18 protein-coding genes are annotated in these 15,689 nt (G+C 70.5%); 12 read left to right on the top strand and 6 right to left on the bottom strand.

Annotated features, from left to right (window positions below; all coding sequences use genetic code 11):
- The first annotated feature begins 28 nt into the window (after positions 1 to 28).
- Positions 29 to 673 (top strand): TetR/AcrR family transcriptional regulator, encoded by a 645-nt coding sequence (locus ACZ5DS_RS32670; protein ID WP_468245733.1) that lies wholly within the window; start codon positions 29 to 31, stop codon positions 671 to 673.
- Positions 674 to 693: 20 nt separating this feature from the next.
- On the opposite strand, the gene def is transcribed toward ACZ5DS_RS32670, so the two are convergent.
- Positions 694 to 1,233 carry a peptide deformylase gene (gene def / locus ACZ5DS_RS32665; protein WP_468245731.1) on the bottom strand — a complete coding sequence of 180 codons (540 nt, stop codon included), beginning with the start codon at positions 1,231 to 1,233 and terminating at the stop codon, positions 694 to 696.
- 152 nt (positions 1,234 to 1,385) lie between these two features.
- Between def and ACZ5DS_RS32660 the strand changes: the two genes are divergently transcribed.
- From ACZ5DS_RS32660 to rocD, 8 genes are all read left to right on the top strand, one after another.
- Positions 1,386 to 2,624, top strand: coding sequence for a MurT ligase domain-containing protein (locus tag ACZ5DS_RS32660; protein ID WP_468245728.1), 1,239 nt, complete (start codon positions 1,386 to 1,388; stop codon positions 2,622 to 2,624).
- A gap of 20 nt (positions 2,625 to 2,644) precedes the next feature.
- Positions 2,645 to 3,373 carry a type 1 glutamine amidotransferase gene (locus ACZ5DS_RS32655; protein WP_468245726.1) on the top strand — a complete coding sequence of 243 codons (729 nt, stop codon included), beginning with the start codon at positions 2,645 to 2,647 and terminating at the stop codon, positions 3,371 to 3,373.
- Between the two features lie 253 nt (positions 3,374 to 3,626).
- A complete protein-coding gene (locus ACZ5DS_RS32650; RefSeq protein WP_468245724.1) occupies positions 3,627 to 4,652 on the top strand; it encodes a 6-phosphofructokinase in 1,026 nt (341 codons plus the stop codon).
- Between the two features lie 104 nt (positions 4,653 to 4,756).
- Positions 4,757 to 5,707, top strand: a complete 951-nt coding sequence (locus ACZ5DS_RS32645; RefSeq protein WP_468245721.1) for a cytochrome c oxidase assembly protein — start codon at positions 4,757 to 4,759, stop codon at positions 5,705 to 5,707.
- Positions 5,708 to 5,791: 84 nt separating this feature from the next.
- The gene (locus ACZ5DS_RS32640; protein WP_468245719.1) at positions 5,792 to 5,959 is read left to right on the top strand and encodes a hypothetical protein; all 168 of its coding nucleotides are present in this window, start codon (positions 5,792 to 5,794) and stop codon (positions 5,957 to 5,959) included.
- Between the two features lie 38 nt (positions 5,960 to 5,997).
- Positions 5,998 to 6,483, top strand: coding sequence for an Lrp/AsnC family transcriptional regulator (locus ACZ5DS_RS32635; protein ID WP_468245718.1), 486 nt, complete (start codon positions 5,998 to 6,000; stop codon positions 6,481 to 6,483).
- A 164-nt stretch (positions 6,484 to 6,647) separates the two neighbouring features.
- Positions 6,648 to 7,457: a dimethylargininase gene (ddaH, locus tag ACZ5DS_RS32630; RefSeq protein ID WP_468245716.1), complete on the top strand. Its 810-nt coding sequence runs from the start codon at positions 6,648 to 6,650 to the stop codon at positions 7,455 to 7,457.
- Positions 7,457 to 8,695, top strand: coding sequence for an ornithine--oxo-acid transaminase (gene rocD / locus ACZ5DS_RS32625; protein WP_468245713.1), 1,239 nt, complete (start codon positions 7,457 to 7,459; stop codon positions 8,693 to 8,695). Before ddaH ends, rocD begins: the two co-directional genes overlap by 1 nt.
- 48 nt (positions 8,696 to 8,743) lie before the next feature.
- Here the strand turns inward: rocD and ACZ5DS_RS32620 are convergent, their stop codons facing one another.
- Together ACZ5DS_RS32620 and ACZ5DS_RS32615 are read right to left on the bottom strand one after the other, a co-directional pair.
- Positions 8,744 to 9,376, bottom strand: a complete 633-nt coding sequence (locus ACZ5DS_RS32620; RefSeq protein WP_468245711.1) for a DUF305 domain-containing protein — start codon at positions 9,374 to 9,376, stop codon at positions 8,744 to 8,746.
- Between the two features lie 90 nt (positions 9,377 to 9,466).
- Positions 9,467 to 9,865: a DUF6153 family protein gene (locus ACZ5DS_RS32615; RefSeq protein WP_468245709.1), complete on the bottom strand. Its 399-nt coding sequence runs from the start codon at positions 9,863 to 9,865 to the stop codon at positions 9,467 to 9,469.
- Between the two features lie 117 nt (positions 9,866 to 9,982).
- Between ACZ5DS_RS32615 and ACZ5DS_RS32610 the strand changes: the two genes are divergently transcribed.
- From ACZ5DS_RS32610 to ACZ5DS_RS32600, 3 genes are all read left to right on the top strand, one after another.
- Positions 9,983 to 10,432: a hypothetical protein gene (locus ACZ5DS_RS32610; protein ID WP_468245706.1), complete on the top strand. Its 450-nt coding sequence runs from the start codon at positions 9,983 to 9,985 to the stop codon at positions 10,430 to 10,432.
- A 227-nt stretch (positions 10,433 to 10,659) separates the two neighbouring features.
- Positions 10,660 to 11,379 (top strand): lysophospholipid acyltransferase family protein, encoded by a 720-nt coding sequence (locus ACZ5DS_RS32605; protein WP_468245704.1) that lies wholly within the window; start codon positions 10,660 to 10,662, stop codon positions 11,377 to 11,379.
- 70 nt (positions 11,380 to 11,449) lie between these two features.
- Positions 11,450 to 12,466: an NAD-dependent epimerase/dehydratase family protein gene (locus ACZ5DS_RS32600; RefSeq protein WP_468245853.1), complete on the top strand. Its 1,017-nt coding sequence runs from the start codon at positions 11,450 to 11,452 to the stop codon at positions 12,464 to 12,466.
- Between the two features lie 51 nt (positions 12,467 to 12,517).
- Here the strand turns inward: ACZ5DS_RS32600 and ACZ5DS_RS32595 are convergent, their stop codons facing one another.
- The 3 genes from ACZ5DS_RS32595 to ureG form a co-directional block, all read right to left on the bottom strand.
- Entirely contained in the window at positions 12,518 to 14,083 is a 1,566-nt protein-coding gene (locus ACZ5DS_RS32595; protein ID WP_468245702.1) for an alpha/beta hydrolase, read from the bottom strand.
- 169 nt (positions 14,084 to 14,252) lie between these two features.
- The gene (locus ACZ5DS_RS32590) at positions 14,253 to 15,011 is read right to left on the bottom strand and encodes an urease accessory protein UreD (protein ID WP_468245699.1); all 759 of its coding nucleotides are present in this window, start codon (positions 15,009 to 15,011) and stop codon (positions 14,253 to 14,255) included.
- Complete coding sequence (gene ureG, locus ACZ5DS_RS32585) at positions 15,008 to 15,685, bottom strand: urease accessory protein UreG (protein WP_468245696.1); 678 nt, start codon at positions 15,683 to 15,685, stop codon at positions 15,008 to 15,010. Before ureG ends, ACZ5DS_RS32590 begins: the two co-directional genes overlap by 4 nt.
- Positions 15,686 to 15,689 lie beyond the last annotated feature (4 nt).

Here is a 15,689-nt window from a genome sequence, read left to right as displayed (position 1 = left end):
ACCGAATCAGCACGGGTGGGGAGAGCTCATGGACACCACGCAGCGGACCGATCAGCAGCGGTCCGCCGACCGCCGACGGCGCGAGCTGCTGGAGGCCGCCGACCGGGTGGTGCTGCGTGACGGCCCGCAGGCGTCGATGAACGCCATCGCCGCGGAAGCGGGTATCACGAAGCCGATCCTGTACCGCCACTTCGGCGACAAGGGCGGGCTTTACGCGGCCTTGGCCAAGCGGCACACGGACGCGCTACTGGATTCGCTGAGGGCTGCACTGGACGCTCCGGCGGATCGGCGGGAGCGGGTGGAGTCCACCCTGGACACGTATCTTGCCGCGATCGAGGCACGGCCTCAGGTGTATCGGTTCCTCATGCATCCGGCGGAGGGCAGCACCGGAGGCGACCAGGGGTTCGACGTCGGCAAGCATTCCGCTCCGCTGCTCCGGCGGATGGGCGAGGAGTTGGCTCAGGTCATCGAGGACCGGCTGGATCTCGGACCCGGGAGTCAGCAGCTTGCCCGGGTCTGGGGGCACGGGATCGTCGGGATGATGCATGCGGCCGGGGACTGGTGGCTCGGGGAGCGGCCGTGCTCCCGGGCCGAGTTGGTGAGGTCTCTCGCTGATCTGCTGTGGGGGCGTCTTGCGGCTGCGGGGGACAAAATGGGCGGTCCGGGGTTCTGACCGCCCCTGACATCCACAGCTCAGCGGTGCCATGCAGATCGGGAGACCTGTCTCATCAACCTGCGGTGGCGCCAGCCCTTCAGGTGGTCGGCGTACACCGTGCCCTCCAGGTGATCGCACTCGTGCTGCAGGCAGCGCGCGAAGAAACCCGTGCCGTGGATCGTGATGGGCTCGCCCGTCATCGTGCAGCCCTCCACGACCGCGTGGTCATAGCGCTCCGTACCCGCTTCCAGACCCGGCAGGGACAGGCAGCCCTCCGGGCCCCGGAGCACCACGCCGTCAGTCTCCACCAGCCGCGGGTTCACGATATGTCCGAGATGTCGTACATCGTCGTCGTCCGGGCAGTCGTAGACGAACACCCGCAGCGGCACCCCGATCTGGTTCGCTGCCAGGCCCACCCCCTGGGCCGCGTACATGGTCGCGAACAAGTCCTCCACGAGGGCGGCGAGTTCGGGGCCGAAGTCCGTGACGTCCCGGCAGGGCTCGTGCAGGACGGGGGCGTGGAGCAGGGAGAGGGGCCGGACGCGCCCGCGGGCGCCCGGGATCGAGCCGTGTCGCATGGCGGCAAGGGTACGGTTCCTTCAGCTCATGCCCGCCGCGCAGGTGTGGGCCGGGATTCGGGTGTGCGAATGGATCTCGATAGGCTGAGCCCCACACCACGTAGCCGGATGGCCCCAGGCGCGGCGCGTACGCAAGGAGGATCGAGGAACTGATGGCAGGCAACTCGGACCCGCTCACGCCGCGGGCCAAGCTGGCCGTGACCGCGGGCAAGGCGGTCGCTGCGGCATCGCGTGCCGCGGGACGCGGCAGCGGATCGGTGATCGGTGGCCGGGTCGCGCTGAAACTCGACCCCGACCTCCTCGCCCGGCTCGCCCAGAACCTGGACGTCGTCCTGGTCTCGGCGACCAACGGCAAGACCACGACCACCCGGCTGATCGCGGAGGCCCTGCGGGCCGCGGGCGAGGTCGTCTCGAACGCGCTCGGCGCGAACATGCCGGCCGGCATCACCTCGGCACTGGCCGGGGGCTCGGACGCCAAGTTCGGCGTCATCGAGGTCGACGAGAAGTACCTGGCCGGGGTCGCCCGGGACACCGACCCGAAGTGCATCGCGCTGCTCAACCTCTCGCGCGACCAGCTGGACCGCGCGGCCGAGACCCGGATGCTCGCCGAGAACTGGCGCGAGGGCCTCGCCGGAACCAAGGCCGTCGTCGTCGCCAACTGCGACGACCCGCTGGTGGTCTGGGCAGCCTCCTCGTCCCCGAATGTGATCTGGGTCGCAGCCGGGCAGATGTGGCAGGAGGACGCCTGGTCCTGCCCGTCGTGCGGTGGCGTGATGCAGCGCCCCGGTGACGACTGGTTCTGCGGCGAGTGCGGATTCCGCCGGCCAACGCCCAGCTGGGCGCTCTCCGGGGACCATGTGCTGGATCCGCACGGGTCCGCCTGGCCGATCCACCTCCAGCTGCCGGGCCGCGCCAACAAGGCGAACGCGGCCAGCTCCGCGGCCGTCGCCGCCGTCTTCGGGGTGCCGCCGCAGGTGGCCCTGGAGCGGATGTACCAGGTGCAGGCGGTGGCCGGCCGGTACGACGTGGTGCAGTTCCAGAACCGTGATCTGCGGCTGCTGCTGGCCAAGAACCCGGCCGGCTGGCTGGAGACGTTCTCCCTGATCGATCCGCCGCCCGCCCCGGTGATCCTGTCCGTGAACGCGCGCGGCGCCGACGGCACCGACACCTCCTGGCTGTGGGACGTCGACTACACGCGGCTGACCGGCCACCCGATCTTCGTCATCGGTGACCGCAAGCTGGACCTCGCCGTCCGCCTGGAGGTCGCGAACCAGCACTTCCAGGTCTGCGACAACCTCGACCAGGCCGTGCAGATGTGCCCGCCCGGACGCATCGAGGTCATCGCGAACTACACCGCGTTCCAGGACCTGCGCCGCCGCGTCGGCAACTGATCAGGAAGGGCGATCACCTCATGAGCGACAACCAACTGCGGCTGGTGTGGATCTACCCGGACCTGCTGAGCACCTACGGCGACCAGGGCAACGCGCTCGTCGTGGAGCGCCGGGCCCGGCAGCGCGGCCTGGACGTGGCCCGGCTGGACGTGCGCAGCGACCAGCCGATCCCGACCTCCGGCGACATCTACCTGATCGGCGGCGGCGAGGACCGGCCGCAGCGGCTCGCGGCCGAGCGGCTGCGGCGCGACGGCCATCTGCAGCGTGCGGTGGAGAACGGCGCGATCGTCTTCTCCGTGTGCGCCGGCTACCAGATCCTCGGTCACGAGTTCATCAACGACCTCGGCCAGCGCGAGCCCGGCCTCGGCCTGCTCGACGTGGTGTCGGTGCGCGGCGAGGGCGAGCGGTGCGTCGGCGACGTCCTCGCGGACATCGACCCGCAGCTCGGCCTGCCCCAGCTGACCGGCTTCGAGAACCACCAGGGCGTCACCCACCTCGGCCCCACGGCCCGCCCCTTCGCCCGGACGCTGATCGGCAAGGGCAACGGCACCGGGGACGGCACGGAGGGCGCGTACAACGGCACGGTGTTCGGCACGTACATGCACGGCCCGGTCCTCGCCCGCAACCCGCAGATCGCCGATCTGCTACTGAAGCTGGCGCTCGACGTCAACGCGCTGCCGCCGATCGACGACCGCTGGTACGAGGCACTCCGCAACGAGCGCATCGCGGCTGCGCAGCAGCCTGCGTAAATACTGCTGCGCAGCAGCCTGCGTAGACACTGTTGCGCAGCAGCCTGCGTAAGCCTCACGTCAGGGACCTTTCAGCGTGTTCCGGCAGGCTCGTAGCGGGCCCGCCTGACGGTCCGTCCGCTCACATGTGCGGGCGCGTCCAGCAGGCGGACGCCCGCTACGGAGCCACCCCCTCACGCCGGTAGGCTGGCCCGGAATCCGCCGGACGACGTGGTCCGGTTTCCCGGCCCACGTTGAGAAGGTATTTCGGGCTATGCGCATTGGTGTCCTCACGTCCGGCGGCGACTGCCCCGGCCTGAATGCCGTCATCCGGTCCGTCGTGCACCGCGCCGTCGCCGACCACGGCGACGAGGTCATCGGCTTCCGGGACGGCTGGAAGGGCCTCCTGGAATGCGACTACATGAAGCTCGACCTCGACGCCGTGGGCGGCATCCTGGCCCGCGGCGGCACCATCCTCGGTTCCTCCCGGGTCCAGCCCTCGCACCTGCGGGACGGCGTGGAGCGGGCCAAGGGCCATGTCGAGGAACTCGGCCTCGACGCGATCATCCCGATCGGCGGCGAGGGCACGCTGAAGGCGGCCCGGCTGATGTCGGACAACGGCCTGCCCGTCGTCGGCGTCCCGAAGACCATCGACAACGACATCGCTGTCACGGACGTCACCTTCGGCTTCGACACCGCCGTGGGGGTCGCGACCGAGGCCCTCGACCGGCTCAAGACCACCGCCGAGTCCCACCAGCGCGTGCTGGTCGTGGAGGTCATGGGCCGCCACACCGGCTGGATCGCGCTGCACTCCGGCATGGCGGCCGGCGCTCACGCCATCGTCGTACCGGAACGGCCCTTCGACATCGAGGAGTTGACGAAGAGGGTCGGCGAGCGCTTCGAGGCGGGCAAGCGGTTCGCCATCGTGGTCGCCGCTGAGGGTGCCAAGCCGCGGCCCGGCTCCATGGAGTTCGACGAGGGCGGCAAGGACATCTACGGCCACGAGCGCTTCGCGGGGATCGCACGGCAGCTGTCCATCGAGCTGGAGCAGCGGCTCGGCAAGGAGGCGCGGCCGGTGATCCTGGGCCATGTCCAGCGGGGCGGAACGCCCACGGCGTACGACCGGGTGCTGGCCACGCGGTTCGGGTGGCACGCGGTGGAGGCTGTGCATCGCGGGGAGTTCGGAATGATGACCGCGCTGCGCGGGACCGACATCGTGATGGTGTCGCTCGCCGAGGCCGTGGAGACGCTGAAGACCGTTCCTGCCGAGCGGTACGACGAGGCGGAGTGCGTCCTGTAGTTCACCCAGGTACAACCCGCCCCCGGTCGCAGCCGTGACCGGGGGCGGTTCTACTCTTGGGGGCGGACAGACGCGTACAACCCCCACGAATCAGGAGCCGCCGGATGGATCACAGCGGGCACGGCATGATGATGGATCTGCCGCCGTTCACGCTGGGGCGGGGGCTCCAGTGGTCGGCGGATCCCTTCTTCCTCATCGCCTGTGTGGCCGGGCTGGCTCTGTACGGGTGGGGTGTCGTGCGGCTGCGGCGGCGCGGGGACGCGTGGCCCGTCGCCCGTACGGTGTCGTACGTCGTCGGCGTGCTGACCATCGCGCTGGTGATGTGCACCAAGCTGAACGACTACGGCATGGTCATGTTCAGCGTGCACATGGTGCAGCACATGGTGATCAGCATGCTCTCGCCGATCCTGATCCTGCTGGGCGCTCCGATCACGCTGGCACTGCGCGCGCTACCGGTGGCCGGCCGGGGTCGCAAGGGCCCCCGTGAGCTGCTCCTGGCGCTGCTGCACAGCCGGTACATGAGGATCATCACCCACCCGGTGTTCACGATCCCGCTGTTCGTCGCGAGCCTGTACGCGCTGTACTTCACGCCGCTGTTCGACTTCCTCATGGGGTCGAAGGCCGGGCACATCGCGATGATGGTGCACTTCCTCGCCGTGGGTGTGGTGTTCTTCTGGCCGATCATCGGCGTGGACCCGGGACCGCACCGGCCGGGTCACCTGATGCGGATGCTGGAGCTGTTCGCGGGCATGCCGTTCCACGCCTTCTTCGGCATCGCGCTGATGATGGGCTCGGAGCCGATGGTCGAGACGTTCAAGCACCCGCCCGCCTCGCTCGGCATCGACGCGCTCTCCGACCAGAACGCGGCCGGCGGCATCGCCTGGGCGTTCAGCGAGATCCCGTCCGTGCTGGTGCTGATCGCGCTGCTGTTCCAGTGGTACGGCTCCGAGCAGCGGCAGGCCAGGCGCAAGGACCGGGCCGCCGACCGGGACGGCGACAAGGAGCTGGAGGCGTACAACGCCTATCTGGCCTCCCTCAACGCGCGCGAGGGCTGAGCCGGCGGATTCCAGCCCGGGTATCCCGCCCGGGCGGAAACCGGGGCACCATGGTCGAGGACGGACCATGAGGAGGGTGTCGCGATGCCCGGTTCCACGAACGGTTCCACCAAGGCGATGGGGGCGATGACCGTCGGCGGGCTCGTCCTGGTGACGGCCTACACGGTCGCCCTCGGCAGCAACGGCTGGCTGTGGTTCGGATGGGTGGTGCTGGGGCTGCTGACGCTCACCATGGTCGTCACCCAGTCCTAGGCACTCTCGCCGCGGGCTTGGCTGATTACAGTGCCCGCATGAACAGCAGGACCGCGTCCTTCGACGACCTCGACCGCAAGATCATCACCGCGCTGATGGCGAACGCCAGGACCAGCTTCGCCGAGATCGGCGGGGCGATCGGGCTGTCGTCCACCGCGGTCAAACGGCGCGTGGACCGGCTGCGGGAGACCGGTGTGATCACCGGGTTCACGGCGACCGTGCAGCCCTCCGCCCTGGGCTGGCGCACCGAGGCGTACGTCGAGGTGTACTGCGAGGGCGCCGCCCCGCCGCGCCGCCTGGCGGAGGTGGTGCGCAACCATCCGGAGATCACGGCGGCCATGACGGTGACCGGCGGCGCGGACGCGCTGCTGCACGTACGGGCGCGGGACGTGGAGCACTTCGAGGAGGTGCTGGAGCGGATCCGCGTCGAACCGTTCATCCGGAAGACGATCAGCGTGATGGTGCTGTCCCACCTGCTCCCGGAAAGCCCGGAAGCGGGCGCCACCCACGCGGCACCCGAATGATCGCGCAGTAAACATCGAAGCGCGCAGTTCTACTGCGTTGTGCCGACTGACAACGCAGCGATACTGCGTACGCGCGCAGCTTTTGTTTCTTGTCTACCACCTACCTCCGTTCCTACCGTTGTGCCAACCCCCAGTGACACACAGGAAAGCGGAGGAAACCCTCTGTGGCCGAAAGTCGTGTGCCGCGCGCCCGGCGCTTCCTTGTCTGCGAACCCAGACACTTCGCCGTGCAGTACGCGATCAATCCCTGGATGCACCCCGACACGCCCGTCGACGTTGATCTGGCCCAGGAGCAGTGGCAGGAGCTGATCCGCACCTACCGCGCCCACGGCCACACCGTCGAGGCGGTCGAACCGGTCCCCGACCTGCCCGACATGGTCTTCGCGGCGAACGCTGCGTTCGTGGTCGGCGGCCGGGTCTTCGGCTCCCTCTTCCACGCGCCGGAGCGGCGCCCCGAGTCGCTCCACTACGACACCTGGTTCAAGGCGGCGGGCTACGACGTGTACCGCCCCGAGGCGGTGACCGAGGGCGAGGGAGACCTGGTGTGGACGGGCCGGTATGTGCTGGCCGGCACCGGGTTCCGCACCACCCGTGAGGCCCACCGCGAGGCGCAGGAGTTCCTCGGCCACCCGGTGATCGGCCTGACCCTGGTGGACCCGTACTTCTACCACCTGGACACGGCGCTGTTCGTCCTCGACGACGACAACATCGCGTACTACCCGGAGGCCTTCTCGCCGGGCAGCCGCGAGGTGCTCAAGCGCCTGTATCCGGACGCGGTGCTCGCCACCCGCGACGACGCGATGGCGTTCGGTCTGAACTCCGTGTCCGACGGCCGCAACGTCTTCATCGCCCCCCAGGCCGAGGCGCTGGCCGAGCGCCTGGCCGACCACGGTTACGTCCCCGTCCCCGTCGACCTGTCGGAGTTCCACAAGGCCGGCGGTGGCATCAAGTGCTGCACCCAGGAGATCCGCTGATGACAGCGCCTACTCGAGTACCCGCGCGCACGCGTACGTCCGACGACCTGATCCGGGCGGAGGAGCCGGTTCTGGCGCACAACTACCACCCCCTGCCTGTGGTCGTCGCCCGGGCCGAGGGCGCCTGGGTTCAGGACGTCGAGGGCCGCCGCTACCTCGACATGCTGGCCGGCTACTCGGCGCTCAACTTCGGCCACCGGCACCCGGCGCTGATCGAGGCCGCGCACCGCCAGCTCGACCAGCTCACGCTCACCTCCCGCGCCTTCCACAACGACCGGCTCGCCGAGTTCGCCGAGCGGCTCGCGGAGCTGACCGGCCTGGACATGGTGCTGCCGATGAACACCGGCGCCGAGGCGGTGGAGAGCGGCATCAAGGTGGCCCGCAAGTGGGCGTACGACGTGAAGGGCGTCCCCGCCGACCAGGCCACGATCGTGGTGGCGGCGGAGAACTTCCACGGCCGTACGACGACGATCGTCAGCTTCTCCACGGACGAGACGGCCCGGGCGGGCTTCGGCCCCTTCACGCCCGGTTTCCGGATCGTGCCGTACAACGACCTGGCCGCGCTGGAGGCGGCGGTCGACGAGACGACGGCGGCGGTGCTGCTGGAGCCCATCCAGGGCGAGGCCGGGGTCATCATCCCGGACGCGGGCTACCTGGCCGGTGTGCGTGAGCTGACGCGCCGCAAGGGCTGTCTGTTCATCGCGGACGAGATCCAGTCGGGCCTCGGCCGCACCGGCCGTACCCTCGCCGTCGAGCACGAGGACGTGGTCCCGGACGTGCTGCTGCTCGGCAAGGCGCTCGGCGGCGGCATCGTGCCGGTCTCGGCGGTGGTGGCCCGGCGCGAGGTGCTGGGCGTGCTGCACCCGGGCGAGCACGGCTCCACGTTCGGCGGCAACCCGCTGGCGGCGGCGGTCGGCACGGCCGTGGTGGAGCTGTTGGAGACCGGCGAGTTCCAGCGCCGGGCGGCCGAGCTGGGGCAGATCCTGCACGACGGTCTGACCGAGCTGGTCGGCAAGGGTGTGACGGGTTTCCGTGCCCGCGGGCTGTGGGCGGGCGTCGATGTGGACCCGGCCATCGGTACCGGCCGTGAGATCAGCGAGCGCCTGATGCGGGAGGGCGTCCTGGTCAAGGACACCCACGGTTCCACGATCCGGCTGGCACCCCCGCTGACGATCACGGCCGAGGAGCTGCGCTCGGCGCTGGGCGCGCTGGAGAAGGTGCTCGGCCAGGCCGGCTGAGTCGGGGCGGGGGGCCGCCGGTGTCCGGCCGCCCCCCCCCCCGCTCGGTCAGCCCTTGCCGCCGTTGCCGAGGAGCTGCTTCATCTCCTTGATCTCGGCGTTCTGCGCGCCGACGATGTCGTCGGCCATGCCCTTGGCGGGGCCGTACGCGCCCTTGCTCTTCTCCGTGGTGGCCATCTCCACGGCGCCCTGGTGGTGCTCGACCATCATGGACAGGAACTTCGTGTCGAAGTCCTTGCCGGTGGCCTTCTTCAGGGCCGCCATGTCCTCGTCGCTCATCATCCCGGACATCCCAGACATCCCGGAGTGACCGGAGTGGTCCATGCCGGCCATGGGCACCTGCTCGCCCCAGGCCTTCAGCCAACCGGTCATGGTGCGGATCTCCGGGTCCTGCGCCTTCTCGATGCGCGAGGCGAGGTCCTTCACCTGCGCCGAGGAGGCCCGGTCGTCGGCGAGCCGCGCCATCTCCAGTGCCTGCTGGTGGTGCGGGATCATGCCCTGGGCGAAGGCGACGTCCTGGGCGTTGTGGTGGGCGGCGGTGGTGGACGCGCTCGGGGTCGCCGCGGCGCCGTGGCCCGCGTGGGCCCCGCTGCCACCGCTGCCACAGGCGGCGAGGACGAGGGAGGCGACGGCGGTCACCGTGACGAGGGCGGCACGGCGCGTGAGAGTACGGGTGGTCATGCTGGAACTCCTGCTGGTCGAAAGATCTTCGGGTAGGCGTGCAGGCACGACCGCAGCGCCCGTGGGCCGGGCATGCGGTCGTCGCGGCCTCTAGATCCGCAGAAGCTGGAGTTCCGCCAGGGAGGGTGGGGCACGGGCCCCGTCCCGTGCCGTGACGGCGCACGGGCGCAGGGCACCGGCCGGTACGGGGGCGGTCACGGGGTCCGGAACGAGCGCGGGCAACTGCGGACCGCCGTTCACGGCGCCGGACGCGCAGGTGGGGTCGGCGTGGTGCATCCCAGGGCCACCGCAGTGGCCGTCACCCTCGGGACAGTCGCCCTGAACGGTGACGGTGACCCGCATATGCGCAGGCCCGACGTGCATCGCATGCGCCGCGCCCCCACCGGGAGCCAGGGCGTGCATGCCCAGCAGCCCGGCCAGCACCCCCAGCACCAGCAACGCACGCCACCGCCGCGGTGGTCGCGAGGTGTGCTGTCCGGTGCTGTGCATCGGGCACATCCTACGAGACCGAATCGGCTGACGGCGCAATCCCTCGGAGGGGCGTTTTTCGTATGGAGGACATGCAGTAATTCCGACCGGAAATCAGCTCCATTCAGGGGATTCGTCATGAACTCCACGCATGCCGCAGAAGTCACCTGGACGGGAGTGGCCGTGTCCTGCGCCGTCGCCAACGCCGTGCTGCACACGCTGCTCATCCCTGATCACCTTGAGGAGAAGTTCTACATCGGCCTGCTGTTCGCCGTGGGAAGCGCCGCCATGCTCGTCGTGGCGGTGGCCGTCACCGTCATGAAACGCCCCTTGGCCGCCTGGCTGACCGGAGTGCTCGTCAGCCTCGGCATGGTCATCGGGTTTGCGCTGTCGCGTACCGTCGGCCTGCCGGGCGGCTATTACGAAGACGGCTGGGAAGCGCCGTACGGCCCCCTGTCCTTGCTCGCCGAGGGACTGTTCGTCGTCGCGTTCCTCGGCTGGTTCTCGGTGACCACGACACGCGCGCCGGAACCACCCGGACGCCCGCCTGAGTACTCGTCAGCAAAGGCCGCGCGGGGGCAGCATTGACCGGGCGTCGACCTCGGGTGCGTCCGGCGTGAGCCCGCCGGTCGGCCATCCAGGCGTCCGGCTGTCTTGATTACCCGTCAGTAGTGCCAGGAGTGGGTCACCATTGACGAGGGCCCGGACCGGTTCCCCACAGCTGCGCCTCCACCTACACTGACACCCCACGCCATGCCGGTTGACCTGGGAGAACAAGGCAGTTGAGCTGATCCGTCGGAGTGAGGAGCGACCGCTTGTTCTACTACCTGCTCAAATACGTGCTGCTGGGCCCCCTGCTCAGGCTGGTCTTCCGGCCCCGGATCGAGGGGCTGGAGAACGTGCCGGCGTCGGGGCCCGCGATCGTCGCCGGGAATCATCTGTCCTTCTCCGACCATTTCCTGATGCCGGCGATCCTGAAGCGGCGCATCACGTTCCTCGCCAAAGCGGAGTACTTCACGGGGCCCGGGGTCAAGGGCCGGCTCACCGCGTTCTTCTTCCGCAGCGCCGGGCAGATCCCGGTGGACCGCTCCGGCAAGGACGCGGGACAGGCCGCGATCCGCGAGGGCCTCGGGGTGCTGAGCAAGGACGAGCTGCTGGGCATCTACCCCGAGGGGACGCGATCGCACGACGGCCGGCTGTACAAGGGCAAGGTGGGCGTCGCCGTCATGGCGCTGAAGGCCGGGGTGCCGGTCGTGCCCTGCGCGATGATCGGCACCTTCGAGGCGCAGCCGCCCGGCAAGGTCATTCCGAACATCCACCCCGTCGTCATCCGTTTCGGCAAGCCGCTCGACTTCTCCCGCTACGTCGGCATGGAGAACGAGAAGGCCATCCTGCGGGCCGTCACCGACGAGATCATGTACGCGATCCTCTCGCTGTCGGAGCAGGAGTACGTCGACCGGTACGCGGCCGTCGTCAAGGCGGAGCAGGCCGCCGAGAAGAAGGACCGCAAGTTCCCACGGGCCCCGCTCGGTTGACCTCTGCCGTCGGCAGAAAGGCTTCGGCCGGGGCGGGTTGCCTGCCTAGGCTCACCGCATGAAACGGGCTGTGGTGATCGGGGCGAGCGGGCAGATCGGCCGTCCGGCGGTGGCGGCGCTGGAACGGGACGGCTGGGAGGTGACGGCCGCCTCGCGGGGTGGTGGCCGGGACGCGTCGTGGGGCGAGGGGGTGCGGGCGGTCCGGCTGGACCATTCCGACGACGCGGCGCTCGCGGCCGTGGTGGGGGACGGTTGTGACCTGGTAGTGGACGTGGTCGCGTACGACGCCGGGCACGCACGGCAGTTGACGGCCTTCGCGGGCCGGGTCGGCTCCGCGGTGGTCGTCTCCAGCGTGTCGGTGTACGAGGACGGCAAGGGGCGGGGCTTCGACACCCAGGACGAGCCCGACGGCTTCCCGGTGTACCCGGTGCCGGTCACGGAGGCCCAGCCGACGGTCGCGCCGGGCGAGGCGACCTACAGCACCCGAAAGGCCGCCTTGGAGCATGAACTGCTCGCTGTGGGCGGGGAGTTGCCGACGACCGTGTTGCGGGCGGGCGCGGTGCACGGGCCGTACAGCCCGCTCCCCCGCGAGCTGTACTTCGTGAAGCGGAACCTGGACGGGCGGGACAGGCGAGTTCTCGCGTACGGCGGGGAGAGCCGGTTCCATCCGGCGAGCGCCCGGAACATCGCCGAACTGGTCCGGCTGGCCGCGGCCCGGCCCGGGTCGCGGGTGCTCAACGCCTGTGATCCGCAGATGCCGACGGTCGCCGGGATCGGGGCGGCGATCGACGTGGTCATGGGCGTGGAGACGCGGACCACGCTCGTGGACGGGCCGCCGCCCGCCGAGTCCGTGGGTGCGACTCCGTGGTCGGTGCCGCTGCCCGCCGTCTTCGGCATGTCCGCCGCCGAGCGGGAGTTGGACTACCGGCCGGTGGTGTCGTACGAGGACAGCCTGCCGGAGACCGTGGAGTGGCTGCGCCGCCAACTGGCCGAGCGGGACTGGCGGGAGTGTTTTCCGCTGCTCGCGCAGGTCTATCCCGGCCTCTTCGACTACGCGGCCGAGGACGCCTGGCTTACGGAGGCATGACGAAGGGGCGGCCGGAGAGTCCGGCCGCCCCTCGTCGCCGTACCGGAGGGGTTACGGCTTGGGCGTCGCGTGCGGTGCGCAGGTCACGTCGGAGGTGTCCAGCTTGCCGCCGAGCAGGTAGCTGTCGACCCGCTCGTTGATGCACGGGTTGACCAGGCCGGTCACACCGTGGGAGCCCGCGCCCTTCTCGGTGATCAGGCGGGAGCCCTTGAAGCGCTTGTGCAGTTCGACGGCGCCCTGGTACGGGGTCGCCGCGTCACGCGTGGACTGCACGATCAGCACCTGCGGCAGGCCTCGGTGGGTCTTGACGTCCACCGGGGTCAGCTGCTTCGTCGGCCAGGTGGCGCAGGGCAGGTTCATCCAGGCGTTGGCCCAGGTCATGAACGGGTAGTCCTTGTTGAGCCGGGTGTTGTCCCGGTCCCACTTCTGCCAGCTGGTGGGCCACTTGGCGTCGGCGCACTCGACGGCGGTGTAGACGGCGTTGCCGTTCTCCGCACTGATGTTGCCGGCCGTGTCCGACAGGTCGGGGGCGGCCGCGTCGACGAGCGCCTTGGTGTCACCGGCGGCGTACTTGCTGAAGACGGTCGCCACCGGCACCCACGAGGAGTCGTAGTACGGGGCGCTCTGGAAGAACGAGATCAGCTCGGCCGGGCCGACGACCCCACCGATGGGGTTCTTCTTGGCGGTGGCGCGCAGGTCGAGCCACTTGGCCTGGACGGCGGCGCGGGTGGTGCCGAGGTGGAAGGTGGCGTCGTTCGCGGCGATCCAGTCCTCCCAGTCCTTCCAGCGGCCCTCGAAGGCGACGTCCTGGTCCAGGTTGGCCTGGTACCAGATGTTCTCGCGGGAGGGGTTGACCACGCTGTCCACGACCATGCGGCGCAGGTGGCCCGGGAAGAGGGTGCCGTAGACGGCGCCGAGGTAGGTGCCGTAGGAGACGCCGAGGTAGTTGAGCTTCTTCTCGCCCAGCGCGGCCCGGACGACGTCCAGGTCGCGGGCGGTGTTCGGCGTGGTCATGTGGGGCAGCATGGCGCCGCTCCGCTTGGCGCAGCCGTCCGCGTACGCGCGGGCCAGCTTGCGCTGGGCGGTCTTGTCGGCCTGGGTGTCCGGCACCGGGTCGGCCTTGGGCGCCTTGACGAACTCCTGCGGGTCGATGCAGGAGATGGGCGCCGAGTGGCCGACGCCGCGCGGGTCGAAGCCCACGAAGTCGTAGGCCTTCGCGACGTTCGCCCAGATGGGGTTCTTGGTGACGACCCGGCGCGGGAAGCGCAGTCCGGAGCCGCCGGGGCCGCCGGGGTTGTAGACCAGGGCGCCCTGGCGGTCGTTCTTGGTGCCGGTGTTGCCGATGTGGTCGACGGCGAGCTTGATCTGCTTGCCGTACGGCTTTGCGTAGTCGAGCGGAACGGAGACCCACCCGCACTGGATGGGCTTCTCCAGCCCCCAGTCGGCGGGGCAGTCCTGCCAGTCGATGCCGGCCTTGGCGGCACGGGCGGCGGCGATGGCGGCGCCCCTGGCCTCGCGGTCCTGTCCGTGGCGGCTGTCGGCGCTGGCCGCGGGCGCGGACACCGCGCCGGCTATCAGGGTCGCGGTGACGAGTGCTCCGGCCGAACCGAGTGCCATCAGGCGGCTCTTCGGTCTGTTCTCCCTCAAGTGGGCCCCTCCCCGTACAGATTCTCAGAAGTGGTCAGGCGGGGATCTTCTCGGCTGTGAGGCGTCTGAGAACAGGGGGTTCCGGCTTTTCTTTACCAATCCGATAAACGGACGCCCGCGTCCCGTTGAGCGGAGCACACTAGGCGAGCAGGGTCAGGGCCTCGTCGAGCAGTCGGCGCAGCCCGAGCGCGTCGGGGGCCACGGCGCTGACCAGTACGGCGGGCCCGGCGAGCGGTACCAGCGCGGCGCTCTCCCCCAGCATCCGCGCGGCGGGCGGCTGCTCGGCGAACTCGGGCCGTATGACGACCAGTTGGCCGACCGACCGGTGTCCGGCGAGCACGGCGGGTCCGTCCCAGCCGCCCGGTGCCCCGGGCCCGCAGGACAGCTCCTGGTCCAGCACGGTACGGCCCGCGACGCGCACCGTGAGCCGGCTGGTGAGCCGCCCGGGTTCCTCCCCGACCCGGCCGAGCACCTGCTCCTCGCGCAGCACGAGCCGTGCACCGGCGCCGAGTTCAGCCCGGGTGGTGACGTGGAGGTCGCTGCCGCCGGCCGAGATCAGCTGTTCGGGCAGCCAGTGCAGCTCGCCGCGGTCGGCCACGTCGAGCCGTACGTCGTAGCGGGCCTCGCCCTTGGTCTGTCCCGGGAGCGCGAGGGTGGCGGCGGCCGACCCGACGTGCAGCCGTGCGCCCTCCTCCACGCGCGCGTCCAGCGCGAAGCGGTCGCCGCCGAGCGGGCCGCTCATCGCACCGACGACCATCACGCGTGCCTCGCCGCCGCTCGCCCGGGTGCGGCGCAGCGCCAGCGGGCCGTCGCCGTCCAGCACGGGCAGGGCCGTACCACCGCGTCCGTCGGCGCGGGCGACGATCCGTGCGTGCGCCCGGACGCCGGTCGCCGTCATACCGTCCACGCGGCGAGCCGCTCGCGCACCCAGGCGGCCACGTCCGCGACGCCCGTCTCGTCGCGCAACGACTGGAAGACGACGGGGAGTTCGGCCCGCTGCGCCTTGGCGTCGGCGGCCATCCGGGCGAGGTCGGAGCCGACGTACGGCGCGAGGTCGGTCTTGTTGACGACGAGCAGGTCGGCGGTGGTGACGCCGGGCCCGCCCTTGCGCGGGATGTCGTCACCGCCGGCCACGTCGATCACGAAGATCTGTGCGTCCACCAGTCCCCTGGAGAAGGTGGCGGTCAGGTTGTCCCCGCCGGACTCGACGAGGATCAGGTCCAGCGGCCCGACCGCGTCCTCGAGGTCCTCCACGGCCTCGAGGTTGGCGGAGATGTCGTCGCGGATCGCGGTGTGCGGGCAGGCGCCGGTCTCCACGGCCGTGATCCGCTCGGGCGGCAGCACGGCCTCCCGGAGCAGGAACTCGGCGTCCTCGCGGGTGTAGATGTCGTTGGTGACGACGGCCAGCGACAGCTCGTCGCGCAACGCCCGGCACAGCGCGGCGACGGTCGCGGTCTTCCCCGAGCCGACGGGCCCGCCGAGCCCGATGCGCAGGGCGCGGCGCGAGCCGTCGGGGCGGTGCGCGTCCGCGCTGACGGCGGAGGGACCGTGGTGGGTGTGGTCGAGGTGCATGTAC

The organism is Streptomyces sp. NPDC031100, from assembly GCF_055570785.1.
Note: the sequence above shows the minus strand (reverse complement) of the source record. Positions and strands in the feature narration are given on the sequence as shown.